At 41.3% G+C, this 12,868-nt stretch carries 14 protein-coding genes; 10 read left to right on the forward strand and 4 right to left on the reverse strand.

Going from position 1 to position 12,868, the window contains the following annotated elements; translation table 11 throughout:
• Positions 1-131: 131 nt before the first annotated feature.
• A complete protein-coding gene (locus tag ACL8WY_RS00725) occupies positions 132-413 on the reverse strand; it encodes a hypothetical protein (protein WP_436516340.1) in 282 nt (93 codons plus the stop codon).
• Positions 414-560: 147 nt separating this feature from the next.
• Here ACL8WY_RS00725 and ACL8WY_RS00730 point away from each other — a divergent pair, with 147 nt between their 5' ends.
• From ACL8WY_RS00730 to ACL8WY_RS00760, 7 genes are all read left to right on the forward strand, one after another.
• A complete protein-coding gene (locus ACL8WY_RS00730) occupies positions 561-854 on the forward strand; it encodes a hypothetical protein (RefSeq protein ID WP_436516341.1) in 294 nt (97 codons plus the stop codon).
• A gap of 21 nt (positions 855-875) precedes the next feature.
• Complete coding sequence (locus ACL8WY_RS00735) at positions 876-1,703, forward strand: S1 family peptidase (RefSeq protein ID WP_436516342.1); 828 nt, start codon at positions 876-878, stop codon at positions 1,701-1,703.
• 78 nt (positions 1,704-1,781) lie between these two features.
• A complete protein-coding gene (locus tag ACL8WY_RS00740; protein ID WP_436516343.1) occupies positions 1,782-1,988 on the forward strand; it encodes a hypothetical protein in 207 nt (68 codons plus the stop codon).
• A 27-nt stretch (positions 1,989-2,015) separates the two neighbouring features.
• Complete coding sequence (locus ACL8WY_RS00745; RefSeq protein WP_436516344.1) at positions 2,016-3,518, forward strand: hypothetical protein; 1,503 nt, start codon at positions 2,016-2,018, stop codon at positions 3,516-3,518.
• 194 nt (positions 3,519-3,712) lie between these two features.
• The gene (locus ACL8WY_RS00750; RefSeq protein ID WP_436516345.1) at positions 3,713-4,978 is read left to right on the forward strand and encodes a hypothetical protein; all 1,266 of its coding nucleotides are present in this window, start codon (positions 3,713-3,715) and stop codon (positions 4,976-4,978) included.
• 10 nt (positions 4,979-4,988) lie between these two features.
• On the forward strand, positions 4,989-6,344 hold the full coding sequence (locus tag ACL8WY_RS00755; protein WP_436516346.1) for a GH25 family lysozyme: 1,356 nt from the start codon (positions 4,989-4,991) through the stop codon (positions 6,342-6,344).
• A 300-nt stretch (positions 6,345-6,644) separates the two neighbouring features.
• Positions 6,645-7,688 carry a hypothetical protein gene (locus ACL8WY_RS00760; RefSeq protein ID WP_436516347.1) on the forward strand — a complete coding sequence of 348 codons (1,044 nt, stop codon included), beginning with the start codon at positions 6,645-6,647 and terminating at the stop codon, positions 7,686-7,688.
• 289 nt (positions 7,689-7,977) lie between these two features.
• On the opposite strand, the gene ACL8WY_RS00765 is transcribed toward ACL8WY_RS00760, so the two are convergent.
• Positions 7,978-8,619 (reverse strand): hypothetical protein, encoded by a 642-nt coding sequence (locus ACL8WY_RS00765; protein WP_436516349.1) that lies wholly within the window; start codon positions 8,617-8,619, stop codon positions 7,978-7,980.
• A gap of 454 nt (positions 8,620-9,073) precedes the next feature.
• Here ACL8WY_RS00765 and ACL8WY_RS00770 point away from each other — a divergent pair, with 454 nt between their 5' ends.
• Complete coding sequence (locus ACL8WY_RS00770; RefSeq protein ID WP_436516350.1) at positions 9,074-9,229, forward strand: hypothetical protein; 156 nt, start codon at positions 9,074-9,076, stop codon at positions 9,227-9,229.
• Positions 9,230-9,279: 50 nt separating this feature from the next.
• Here the strand turns inward: ACL8WY_RS00770 and ACL8WY_RS00775 are convergent, their stop codons facing one another.
• A complete protein-coding gene (locus ACL8WY_RS00775; RefSeq protein ID WP_436516351.1) occupies positions 9,280-9,507 on the reverse strand; it encodes a hypothetical protein in 228 nt (75 codons plus the stop codon).
• A gap of 64 nt (positions 9,508-9,571) precedes the next feature.
• Here ACL8WY_RS00775 and ACL8WY_RS00780 point away from each other — a divergent pair, with 64 nt between their 5' ends.
• The gene (locus ACL8WY_RS00780) at positions 9,572-9,793 is read left to right on the forward strand and encodes a helix-turn-helix domain-containing protein (RefSeq protein WP_436516352.1); all 222 of its coding nucleotides are present in this window, start codon (positions 9,572-9,574) and stop codon (positions 9,791-9,793) included.
• Positions 9,794-9,855: 62 nt separating this feature from the next.
• Here ACL8WY_RS00780 and ACL8WY_RS00785 read toward each other — a convergent pair whose 3' ends face one another.
• A complete protein-coding gene (locus ACL8WY_RS00785) occupies positions 9,856-10,407 on the reverse strand; it encodes a hypothetical protein (protein WP_436516353.1) in 552 nt (183 codons plus the stop codon).
• Positions 10,408-10,838: 431 nt separating this feature from the next.
• Here ACL8WY_RS00785 and ACL8WY_RS00790 point away from each other — a divergent pair, with 431 nt between their 5' ends.
• A complete protein-coding gene (locus tag ACL8WY_RS00790) occupies positions 10,839-12,686 on the forward strand; it encodes an FG-GAP repeat domain-containing protein (protein WP_436516354.1) in 1,848 nt (615 codons plus the stop codon).
• Positions 12,687-12,868 lie beyond the last annotated feature (182 nt).

Genomic DNA, 12,868 nt, shown 5'->3' on the forward strand with positions numbered 1-12,868 from the left:
TGGTAAGGAGAAAGCAATAGCGCACAAATCCAATAGTTACTTCAATGTATACTATAAAACAACTAAAAAAAGCCACCCTCACGGGTGGCTTTCGCGTGTTAAACCAAAGCAGTCTAGCAATCAGACTGTCTTTATGCTTCAGCTTCCTCTTCCGTGAGGTCATCAGCAGTATCGTTGTTGCTCGGTGGACGGTAGAGGTCTCGCTTGGCCGCATCAGCGTAGTAGACAAACTCAGCAGCCGTATTGAAGTCACGTGTATGCTGAAAAAGCGCATTTAGTTTCTCCACATGCGTGGCGGTATCTACCGTTCGGTGTCCCTTCATCATCTCTTGCGATTCATTGGCAATACGCAACGCTTCACGAACTATATCAAACACCACTAAAAAGACGGAAGAGCTTTGTGCCTGGTGCACTTAAACAAGTACAAACACCTGTGACCAAGTAGTTATATGCGTTTTTAAGAACAGGTAAATATCCTCTTACCATCCTGCTGCAACTGGATAAGATTTACAAGTGAATACAGTTTCTAGCATTTCAATAAAAATCAAACTTTAAATCAAATGGCAAATATTAACGGAACCAAGGTGGTCAAAGAAGGAGGATACCCTACTTTCAAGTATGACGGGAAGAAATACCACATTAACGAAAACGATCCAACGCATTTAACCTGCGATTCCGACGGACGAACTCACTTTTTTTTTACCAAGAAAGAGGTTCAAAAGAGAGGTCAGCAGGGTTGGTTTGCGGAATTGACCTGGAAGGACAATCCTCCAGCAGGCGTTAAGCAATTTGTTTCTGACAACTATGACGCCATAGTAACAGTCACGGATGTCGGACAGATTCAGGTCCAATAAATAGTTGAAAAAGATTCTGTCATGGCCATTTTCAATAAATACTACCCCAAAGACATCTATGAAAATGGGGTTCCTCAGGATGTTAAAGAAGCAGTTCCGGCACTTTACCTGGTCTGCGCTGTAGGTCAGAAATTTGTAAATAAGTTCGGCAACTCTCTAAATGTAAAATCTAGCGGATACTACTATGATATACCTGATCCGAGATATCCGGGAGGTGGTGAAGGAAAACTTTGCGCTGACATTGCTAGCGAAAGAGCAGTATGGGTGACAGGCACAGCCTTCGCCATTAGCCAAAATACTTTTATAACTGCCAGGCACGTGGTAGATGATATCATGTCAGAGGCTGGCACCACAGATCCGACGAAGCTATTATTAGTAGGAGGGTTTTACCTTAAAAATTCGAATAGCTCACCATTTACTTACAACTTTTTAGAGGTCACCAAGATCCAGTATCACCCTGACATGGATATATGTCAAATCACTACAAAAAGCCGAAGTGCGAAATATCTAAATCTTGCACCTACTTCGGAGCAACGTTCGCTTAGAGCAGACAATCCAATACACATGATGGGTTTTCCACTAGGCCAAGCACTAAAATACAGTGAAGGACAAGTAGCAGAAGTAAGCGGAGATCTGGATCGTTTCAGTGGGTTCATCAGCTTCTTTCCAGGTAACTCAGGTAGTCCGGTTTTCAATTCTAAAACAGGAAATGTAGTCGGAGTTCTCGTTGCTGGCTCTTCAGGAATAATCGACTGGCAGTCTCAAAATAACTGCATCGGCTATAAATCCTATGCAAATGGCGAGGATATGGATGCCAAATTCTACTACGCCGAAAATTTTAATATGTAACCAATAAATAGTGTCAATATGTTTCAAGTCAATGATCAAGTTCGTTTAACTAAAAATGCCGCACCCGAATTCGTCTTTATGACCAATACAAATAATCCGGGTAACCTAAGTCCTGCTGAGGGAACATTAGTTGTAAGAATCAATGAAATAAATAATAATCCAACAGGCAATCGATTCCCATTTACTATATCAGGGCCAAATAATGGCAATTACTGGCCATTAACTGGACAAGGTGCTAATGGAGCAGTCACTTTCTGGGCTGATCAAAATTTTCTTCAAAAATGATTTCTAATAAATAATAATATATAAGATATGCCTACAACAATTCCTTACGATCCTTCCCTGGTTTTGGGAAACATCGTGTCTAGAAAAAAACTAGACCTCATAGAAAAAATTGCTGCTGCCCAAGCACCAGTAAACGCCGCAGAAGACGAGCTCAACTCCCTTATTACCATGAAGAGGAGCCTTGATATGACTATTCAGGAGCTTGTAAATATGAATGTGCCCACCAAAAAGATTTCAGATGAAAATGAAAAAGTTGGTGAACAAATCGAAAAGGCAGCTGCTGCCTATGGGACCGCAAAGCTTAAGGCAGAGCAAACCATACAGCCTTTAAGATCCCAAATCGCTTCTATTAGTGATAACATAGAAAGTCCGATGGATTACAATAAGTCTAACCTTAAGAAAATGCCTTTGTCTTCGGATAGCCTGAAGATGAACAGTCAGTACTTTTCTTTCGACAGAAACGAGCAGACTTCAGGGTCTCATGCTGCAACTATCGCAAGCTATGTGAGCGAGACTTTGAGTGTCGATGATTGGTTTGCTTCTGGTTCTGAAACGAGTACAGTCAAAAACTCTGTGCAGACTCAAGTAAGTAGTCAGCATCAAAATCATGAGATCTCCGGCACACTGGTTATTACGATTAATTGCACGCACAAGGATGCCGTCTTACTCGCACCTTACATAATGGACGTTGACAAAGGGATCAGAGCATGGAATGCAGAATTTCCTGATGATATGCTCAACATCTTGGATATGAGCAGCATTGAGAAAGCCATGGGTACCGCTGCAAAAAAAGGCGAGAATACCATGAATATTCTCTCGGGCGCCACTTATGGTTCATGCTTTGTAGGAATGGTTCATGTATTAAACACGACCGAAACCGATTCTTCCCAAAGCATGATGTCAGTGGCTGAATCCGTGCAAGGTCAGTTTGAGATTGCAAGCTGGTGGGCGCACGTGAGCGGAGGATATGGTGCAGATAGCAGTTTTACAAACGATGCTAAAAGCCTTTTGAGTACTCAAAATGTCACCTCACACTGTACGCTTACCGTGATGGGTTCGATACCATCCATAAAAGCAAACACGGTTGACATGTTTGTGAAGGAGTTCAACATGAATGACGATCCTTTGGCTGGAGTACAGAAACTTCAGGGCGCTACTGCCGGAGAAATTGATAGCATTGGAGCATCCGCTGAAGCTGCCAGAACTGGCGCTCAAATGGTCGCGATGCAAAGTGCCAAAGTGCAAAGTGCATTGAGCGCTCTAAGTGATAGCGACAAAAAGTCGAATGAGATTTTGGACACCAACTCAATGATGGATGCGATGCAGGATTACATCAGCAAATGCCTGGATGGCAACATTGGTATACCAATCAATTTCTACACTAAGCCTATTACCAAGAGTGAGCTTGCAGGTGCATGGCTTAGGAAATACTACCCTAGCAAGATGACTCAGAAACTAAGCTCCGGAGATGATAGCGGGTCAGACAGTAGCTCTGGCGGTGATTCAGACGCAGGAGGATCTGGCTCATAAAAATCCATAGTGGGCTGTTGTCAAAAGCAGCCCACTTTACATAATCCTATCGAACAATGACAATTCCTTACGTTAGTTCTTCTTTCGTTTTAGGCGGGATTATAAGCGACGAGATCTTATCTCTTTTTCAGGAAAATAATGTTCAACAATTGCGTATTGAATCGGCTTATCAGAAGCTGAATTCATTGCGGAGAATGAGAAGGAGCTTAAATCTGACCATTAGCGAACTCATGGACATGGAGATTGATGTCAAATCAATAAGAGATGAGTTAAGCAACCTTGACGAAAGCCTGTTAGATGCCGCTAAGGAATACATGAAGACGAGTCTTGACGTTGAGAAACTTAAGCAGCAGTCTGCTGAGAAGTTTGCTCAATTGATTCCGGCAGAAGCTCTTTCGTCTCCTGTAGATTTTACGCTTTCAAGCATCATAGAAAATCCTCTTTCATCAAATTCGATGACAATGGATGCTCAATATTTCAGATTCGAGCAAGAATCAGCTGATGATATGCTTGCAAAAGTGGAACAATTCATCAGGTCTTCCACAGAAGAAATAGGCGATAATAGCGCGACCCTGGCCAGCAAAGCAAGCCAGCAAATCTCCCAACAGGCTAAGAATCATAATATTGTAGGAACATTAATTATCAGCGCCACTTGCTCGCACAGAATGGTAACTATGCTTGATCCGCTGGTCTTGAATCATGACAAAGCGGTTAACATTTGGAACCAGACGTTTCCCAAAGACACCATCTCAGAAGACGCAGCTAAAAATGAAGATTCAAGCAAATCAAGTCTCAACGTTATTTCAGGGATGGTAAAGGCATCCTCCTTTATTGGCATGGTTCATATTTTAGATGTGGACAGTCAAAAAATTGGCCCAATCGATCAAGATGAAATAGATAAAAGTCTTCGAATAGATTCGTGGCTACAGGGGCTTTCCGGAGGAATAGGAGTAGGAGAAGATTCGTTGGATGAGGTGAGAAAGTACATAACTAAGCAACAAATTACGGCCCATGTAAGCATAATTACTTCAGGCGTACTACCAAACATCGCCTCAAATGAAATGGCACATGGGATCACTCAACTGGCAAACCCACCTGCTGATTCAATCAATAATATTCTGTCTATTGATGCAGATCAGAAGCAGACACTCGACTCGGGCTCTGAATCCAACATCCATAAAAAACAGTTTCTTGCTGTGCAACAAGCCAGGCTGCAGACGTGCATTCAAAGTCTTGATTCGGCTGATCGAAAATCAAACAAGGTGATGGATATCAATTCTCTTATGACCGCATTTGATAATTTTCTTAGTCAGATCAGAGATGAGAAAAATCCGTGCGGAATACCATCCAAGCTAATGGTCACGTCTATTAGCAAAAAGGATTTGCTGAACGAAATGTCAGTCAGGAAAAAGGCTCAGCATCAGAAATCAGATTCTAAGAAGACAACCGAAACCAAATAGGTGAAAGCTCATGAGAAAACTCTCCAAAACTGAATTTGCATGGTTGGCTCGATTGATGATTGCCCGAAAGAAGAACATCTCAGATACTTCGGCTTTTTTAAATCAATTCTACTTTAAGCAAGCATTAGGAAGGGGGCTGATCATACAAAGCGATCAGAAGTATGCGGTTCTATATATAAAGAAGTCAGTTTATCAGGATAAGAATAAAAGGGAACAAGAGATTAAGCAGTTTCTTGAGTTGATGACATTTCTTCGCTATTTAGCCAAAGAAGGAATGGTAGCCTTTTATAGGGGACCGGATACCTTAGGCAAAAAAATCCACTTCATTCAGGATGGATTCAAAAACCCCAAAGTAGAGGATGACAAAATAGTCTTTAATGATTATGGATATTACTCCGAAAGACCAGACACCATCAAAGATGTCAATGGTAACACTGTCTATCAGGGAATTATTCTTCACAGTGACACCTTTGAACTAATATTCTCTGTATCCATAGGTAGCTTTTTTGTGACAGATGCTGCCAAGAAAACATTGATGGAACAGAAAAAAGATTTTGAACCGAAAAAGCCTAAAGCAGCGGAAAAGAAGAAATCACACATTTCTACATCAAAGATTCTCTTAGCGCTTATAATTGTCGTGCTCTTATTGCTTAACGGGTTTTCGGCATGGCATTCCTTTCACCTGAGCAAACAGATCAATAATCCCAGAGTCATCAACACCAGCATACCGAATGCTATTCAAGCCCCAATTCAGAAAAATGAAATAGACACTTTGTTCGGCATTGATATTTCTCATTGGAATGGTGAAATTCTTGATGCGATTAATCATCATGAAATTGAATTTGTGATTTGCAAAGCTTCTGAAGGTTACACCATCGTTGATCCACTTTTTGAGACCAATTGGAAGACACTGGAAACCCATTCCATTAAAAAAGGCGCCTACCATCTCTATATTGATGATCGTGACCCGATTGGTCAGGCAAAAAACTACATCAATGCTGTGGGTGGATCCTTTCAGAAATCATATTTTCCTCCAATAGTGGATATTGAACCAAGTAGTTTAAAAAAGGGGAGTATAGTGGATAAAGATTCATTTCAAAGGGATTTAATCACCTTTCTAAATTACCTCTCAGAATACTCAAGGGAAATCCCAATTATATATGTTGATAAGTACTTTGCTGATACTTATCTGCTATCAGCAAGATTCAAGGATTATCATCTTTGGTTGGCTCAATATTCTGATTCTCCAGAACCAACCTTGCCTGAGATATGGGAGACTGAGGGATATCTAATGTGGCAAAAATCCGATAGTTATGACTTAGACTCCCAAAAAGTTGACTTTGATTTATATATTATGAAGCAGTGAAATTCATTTCTATAAATCATCCCAACAGCCATTCGAGGTTTTTTGACTCAATCAATGGGTCACACTTTCTTTCAAGGTTCTAATTAAACATTTTACCACCCCTCAGATGCGAGACAGTTCGTCGGAAGGTTACAACTGCATCAGTGAGTAGGTATTTTGAGACTTCTATGGCTATTACAAAAGTTTAAATGAACATCCTTCCGTTTTTTGAAATACCCCTTTATGGGTATTGCATCTCTCTTGGTTCATGTCTTATTTTAATATAAGAATCAACTATTCATTCTCACAAGACTAAAGATTATGAGACCAAGACTATTATTTACCTACTTGTTTTGCTGTACAATTTTATTAGAAGTGACTGCACAGGCACAAATCAAATCTACCTCTACTAAAACCTACGATATTATTAAACTGATATTCGGTAATCCCGATTACAAACTCAATAGCTATACCAGCTGGGACCTGGAAAGCTATGATACCTTGGGAAGAGTGCGTTCAAAAAGAAAATGTGTACCACATCAGACCAATGGTCGGAAATGTGAGACGACTTTCTTCACATTTGATGATCTCGGTAGAATAACTGTAAAGGAATATTTATCAGAGGAGACCTATTCAACCGACCAAATCATACTCATCACTCAGCGAAAGATTGAACGGCGCTACAATGGGTTAGATTCGCTCAATTATGTCCAATGGGACTACAACAAGGATGGCGCTTTAACAGAAAAGATCATTAGTGTCTACAACAACAACAGTAGCATCAGAACCCTGACAAACTACAATAATCTTGGCCAATTAATAACCATGATAACAACCAACTATGATGCTAACAATCGTTTGGTTAAGCAGACATATTATAACGGGACCCGTAACTATAAAACAATTACCTGGGAATACTCAAATAATAATAGATTGGAAGTAAAACGTACTTTAGATTTAAATATCAGCACAGAGTATACCAGAATTGATTCCATTACTTACCTCAATGATGCTCGCTTTTCGTTTCAACGAAACTTTATGCTAACTGGACCAGGCACCTGGATATTGCAAGATGAATTAAGATATAATTACGGAAGCTCCGGTTCTATCATTGTAGATTATCGGAAAGGCAATGAACTGAATCGAAAGATATACCTATCAGACGATTGGTATTTAGACAAACACAAAGACCGGTTGTTTCAGGAGATTAATTATACAAATCAAGTTCCCCAGAATGAAACAGCTTATGAATATAAATTGGATGCCAATAGCTATTGGTTAGAATCTTTAAGTTATGAACCCCTTGGCCCGGGGAGAGTGAAAAAGCCAAAACAATTGAGGTTGCGAACCTTAAGTTATCATTGATTGATTTAATAGCATTAGTCAAGTACTTATCCATGCTACACAAAAAAAGCCACCCATTACAGGTGGCTTTTCCATGTTAAATATTAAAACTAAATGAGTCTGGCAATCAGACTGTCTTTATGCTTCGACTTCCTCTTCCATGAGGTCGTCAGCAGTATCGTTGTTGCTTGGCAGACGGTAGAGGTCTCGCTTGGCCGAACGTAATGCCTCGGCACGAGTGGCTACCTCATCTCGCATGGCAGCAGCTTCCCTTTCGCTTAATCTTTTGAGGTTAATGGCTTGCAGTCACCTAATCATTCACGATCATTCTGGCGGCTGTATACCCATTGAAGAACGTCGTATTTGATCGCTTGAAGCGCTTCATCACACGATCCAGCTTCTCCAGTGCACTCATGCCATCTTTCACCATATCTGCAATGTTTTGGGTAGCTGCACGCGAGGCAATTTGGTAGGAGCGAGGCTTGTTTCGTTTGTCCTGAAAGGAGCCAAACGTCAACTTCACATCGTCTATCTGATCCACGGTGAAGCCAAAATCAGCCATGTTGTCTACGTTGGATTCCAATAGACTGATCATGTTACGGGTCTTCGTCTCAAAATCTTCATGTGTGAGTCGCAGGTAGTCTGACATGGTGTTGCTGGCTTGGGCGAGCAGCTCCACATTGTCTGTATCCTCAGCATAGGCCTCCAGTGCATCATCCAGAATGTCCATTTTCTCTGCCACCAGTTCTTTGAGCTCCATCAGCGTAGCTCCAATAAACACACGTGAGGCATCCTGATCCTCTGCCGATGTACGAATGCCATCGATGGCTTGGGCCAGTGCATTCTTATAACCGGTCACAATAGGTATGCTGCTCCAGATGGCCGTGTTGGAGTCGAGGTACACGTGGGTTGCCTGCATCATCTCCAGGCGATTGATTTGTTTCTGATTCATAATGATTTGAATTCGTCAATACTTATTTATCAGCGAAATTATTCGTGGATGAAGAGCAACGGAAAGGAGGGATGTATACTACTGGTGTACAAGCAGGTATTTATCGGAAGCTTACACGGCAGACAGAGGTCCTTGTAAGTGATTATTCCCTTAGTTTTTGACACCAAAAACTAACAAAAAGTGTTTTCCACAATCAATCCAGCCATTCCCATATGCCATCACGTGATTTTGGTAGAGCTCGCTTATGGCGAGCATAGGTGCGATTCCGGTATTTGTCGTTTCTCCATAGCTGGAATAAAGGTCATTATTTTTATTACGTCATTTCTGAAGAAACCTAGCGCAGTACAGGAATCTCACTATAAGGTGGAAAAAATGAGAACTCATTGTATGAGTGACAGCACGCATTGTATGCGTGACAGTGGACATTGCATGACTGACAGCAGCCATTGTACGAGTGACAGCATCCATTGTACGAGTGACACCATCCATTGTACGAGTGACAGCATCCATTGTACGAGTGACAGCATCCATTGTAAGGCAGACACTGCTCTTTGCAGAGCTGACAGTGGTCTATGTAAAGGAGACAGGGGCGGTTGTAGTGCGAAACTAGCGCGGATGTTACCTCAGTGAATGAAGAAACGAAAGCCACAAGTTTTCCGGCTAGTGGGGCTTGTTTACATGCTGCTCCGCTTCATTGAGGAAGTTGATGAGCAGGTAGATGTGTTGGGCGATCTTCTTGCTCACACCTAGTTCATCTTCCGTAGCGATCAGGTTGAAAAACACATCCTCAATGCTTCTACGCAGGAGCGCCGGAGGCGCAAACTCAAAAAGGTCTTTCAGTTCATTGAGCAGCTGCTGCTCATTTTCAAATTCGTTGAGTAGGGACATGAATGTTATATTGAGGATTATAGTCCTCAAATCTATTCTATTTTCTCAAATAGTTTCACCACCAATGGAGGATCAGCTTAAAGATCGAATCAGCAGCTTGCTAATAGAGCTGCGCACAGCCAAAGGCTACAGCCAGGAGAAACTGGCGAATCTGGCTGATGTCGACCGATCCTACATTTCACGGGTAGAACGTAAACTCATCGTTCCTACAATTAGCCACCTCATCAAAATCTGCCAGCCTTTAGGCATTACAGCCAGTGAGTTCTTGAAAAGGGTAGAGGGGTAGGACTTATCTCTTCAAGAAAGCCGAAGTTTAGATGATTATTGCTAGTATGATTTTCATGCTAACTAGTTGTTATAAGTGAAAATGTGCTCAAAGTTAAATTTTGTTGTATCAATTAAATTGCTCTCTAATCCTTCAGAGTCGATAATTCGGACGATAGATCTTAAGTAAAGAGTGTCTTTAATCCATTCATCAGGTATTTTGGCTTTGAAAGTGCTGTCTCCAGCGGAAACTGAATGCTCAGCTACTTTATTCTCTAATTGAATCATAACCAAATCAACATTATTCGGGTAAGCTTCTATAATTGTATCATTACGGTAGAAAGGAGTATAAGAGTCTAGACGACCCTGAATAGATTCTAGGAATGAATAATCTATTCCTGTTATAAATCCTTTTGTTTTTCCTGCATTCTTAATGTGCAATCCTGTTTTAAAGGAAATCCACACCTCAAAAAGCCTAGAATCAGTTTCAGTGTCAATCTCGCGAATGAATATTTTGGCTCTTTTAGCCTTTTTATTAACAGAAACTCTTAAGTCACTTCTATTCAACTCAAAAAATTGATAGGTATTGGGAATTACAATCCCGGCCACAGATATCAGCGCTATTATTAAGGTCAAAAAAGTCGAACTAAAAGGTATATGCCTTCTCCAATTCTGAGAAGTTCCACAGACAAAGCACTTTTTAGCTGCGTCAGGAATATCGGATTTACATGATATACATTTTTTTACCGGCATTTCAATTCCTAATAGTTAACTGAATTTATAGAATTTATGAAGAGATTAAAAGTGCTTGATAAAGAAATGAAGGATAGGATTAATAGTTTAGGTAAGGCCTTTTTCGCCCTTAGAAGCACCCATTTCATTTCTTTTTAGCTATGACAACTATTTCAGTTTTTGCAAGTATCATGAAGTTGAATATGAGAGTCTTATGGGTAAAATCCTATTAATTCATAGAAACATGCTGCCGTCATTTGAAAATTACCCAAAATAGGGTATTTCAAATCATTCGTTATCTAGCCATATTTGGATTACACCAAAATTATCCACCAATGAAAACCTATCACATTTACTCCTTAAGAAATTATGCTTTCAAGATCTGCTTCATAGCGATGTTTGGAATATTAGCAACCTCATGTAATCAAAATCAATCAAAGCCTGTAGACGATTCAGAGCAGCAAAACCTCAAGCTTACCGAACTTACCGTAGTAAGCAATCAATGGGGAAGCGCAGGTTACACTTGGCCTGGCGATTATGATGGCAATGGCATGACAGATATTGCTAGCGCTATATCAGGAACCATCTACGTTTACCTATCAACAGGAGATGATTTTGAGATGAATGCTTGGACAGTACCCAATCAATGGGGCTCCTCAGATTATTCATGGACAGGTGATTTTAATGGCGATGGCAAAACAGATATCGCCTCTGCGAATGCAGGTGATATTTACATGCACTTATCAACTGGGTTGAATTTTTCTAGCGATACCTGGACTGTACCTAATCAATGGGGCGGCTCTGGCTATAGCTGGGTCGGTGACTTCAATGGAGATGGTAAGACTGACATTGCCTCGGCAAATTCGGGTGATATATATGTGCATTTGTCTACAGGAACTGGATTTACCAACGATACCTGGACGGTACCCAATCAATGGGGGAGTTCGGACTACACTTGGGTGGGAGACTTTAATGGAGATGGTAAGACTGACATTGCCTCAGCCAATGCGGGTGATATTTATGTTCATTTATCCACCGGTTCCGGATTTAATAGTAGCACATGGACGGTCCATGGTAGCTGGGGGAGTTCAGGTTATACCTGGGCGAGTGATTTTAATGCTGACGGAAAAACGGATATAGCATCGGCGAACGGAGGCAACATCTATATGAATCTTTCAACAGGAAGTTCATTTACAAGTGAAACATGGGTGGTGCCCGCTTCCTGGGGAAGCTCAGACTATACATGGGCCGTAGATTTCAATGCAGACGGAGCCTCCGGCATTGCATCAGCAAACGCTGGAAACGTGTATATGAATTTGTCTACAGGAACAGGTTTCAGCAGTGAGACCTGGAGCGTAGCTGGCAACTGGGGATCTGCCTCTTATACTTGGCCCGGTGACTTCAATGGGGATGGTTACAATGACATTCTTTCTGCCGATGGCAATCAGATGTTCCTATATCTATCAAGGGGAGGAAGGTTTGCTAGCGAAATTTGGTATTCAGCTCAGGGCAATTCATCTGGCTCACAACTCGCCGGGGAGGAATCCTCTGAAAATCTATTTACAGATGAAGTTGGCAAGACTGTCAACTTATCCAGGTGCAAAGATGAATACCCTGTCCCGCAATGGGCGGTTGATTTCGACAAAAGGAGAAGCCTTAGCTACAGTATGACGCTCGATGATTTAGGTTTTGTAAGAAAATTAAGTAGTGGTTCAACCATTACTACAGCCGACGATGGACTCTACATTTATGTTTTTCACTTAAATAAGAAAGGAGGAACAAGGTACGTCCATCTCCGAATCCGCCGAAGTGACCGTCCTGATGATGTGGGGTTCTCTGTCCAAGGTGATAAGAAATATTCATACGATGGAAATATTCCATGTCCAAACTCATCGCCTCCATGCTATCTTGCGAGAGGTGAAAAGTCGGAAACCCCACACCAATTCGTACGACATACACAGCTAAATCAAGGAACAAGCCCGGTGCTGGCAGCAGGTCAACTTCAAATAAGGGGAGGGAAGATCATATGGATCAATAATGCTTCTGGACACTTTGCTCCAGGAATGGCCTGTTTAGATTGCCTGGAACAGTACATCGATGAGATTAACTTACCAAGAACGAGTTACCAATTCAAAAGAGATCGCGTTTGGACTGACTGGATTGAACCACACGATGAACTCTAAATAGGGATATAGTTGGATTAGATCTGACAATACATTCACACCCACAAAAAAAGCCACCCATTACAGGTGGCTTTTCCATGTTAAATATTAAAACTAAATGAGTCTGGCAATCAGACTGTCTTTATGCTTCGACTTCCTCTTCCGTGAGGTCGTCAGCAGTATCGTTGTTGCTCGGTGGACGG

Origin of the sequence: Ekhidna algicida, assembly GCF_051379705.1 — a bacterium.
In the GTDB taxonomy this organism is placed as follows: domain Bacteria; phylum Bacteroidota; class Bacteroidia; order Cytophagales; family Cyclobacteriaceae; genus Ekhidna.

Coding starts and splice junctions, on each gene's coding strand:
- ACL8WY_RS00750 (WP_436516345.1), top strand. CDS start 3,713: ATGAGAAGGAGCTTAAATCTGACCATTAGCGAACTCATGGACATGGAG.
- ACL8WY_RS00755 (WP_436516346.1), top strand. CDS start 4,989: ATGAGAAAACTCTCCAAAACTGAATTTGCATGGTTGGCTCGATTGATG.
- ACL8WY_RS00765 (WP_436516349.1), bottom strand. CDS start 8,619: ATGAATCAGAAACAAATCAATCGCCTGGAGATGATGCAGGCAACCCAC.
- ACL8WY_RS00780 (WP_436516352.1), top strand. CDS start 9,572: ATGGAGGATCAGCTTAAAGATCGAATCAGCAGCTTGCTAATAGAGCTG.
- ACL8WY_RS00740 (WP_436516343.1), top strand. CDS start 1,782: ATGACCAATACAAATAATCCGGGTAACCTAAGTCCTGCTGAGGGAACA.
- ACL8WY_RS00790 (WP_436516354.1), top strand. CDS start 10,839: ATGAAAACCTATCACATTTACTCCTTAAGAAATTATGCTTTCAAGATC.
- ACL8WY_RS00775 (WP_436516351.1), bottom strand. CDS start 9,507: ATGTCCCTACTCAACGAATTTGAAAATGAGCAGCAGCTGCTCAATGAA.
- ACL8WY_RS00730 (WP_436516341.1), top strand. CDS start 561: ATGGCAAATATTAACGGAACCAAGGTGGTCAAAGAAGGAGGATACCCT.
- ACL8WY_RS00745 (WP_436516344.1), top strand. CDS start 2,016: ATGCCTACAACAATTCCTTACGATCCTTCCCTGGTTTTGGGAAACATC.
- ACL8WY_RS00760 (WP_436516347.1), top strand. CDS start 6,645: ATGAGACCAAGACTATTATTTACCTACTTGTTTTGCTGTACAATTTTA.
- ACL8WY_RS00735 (WP_436516342.1), top strand. CDS start 876: ATGGCCATTTTCAATAAATACTACCCCAAAGACATCTATGAAAATGGG.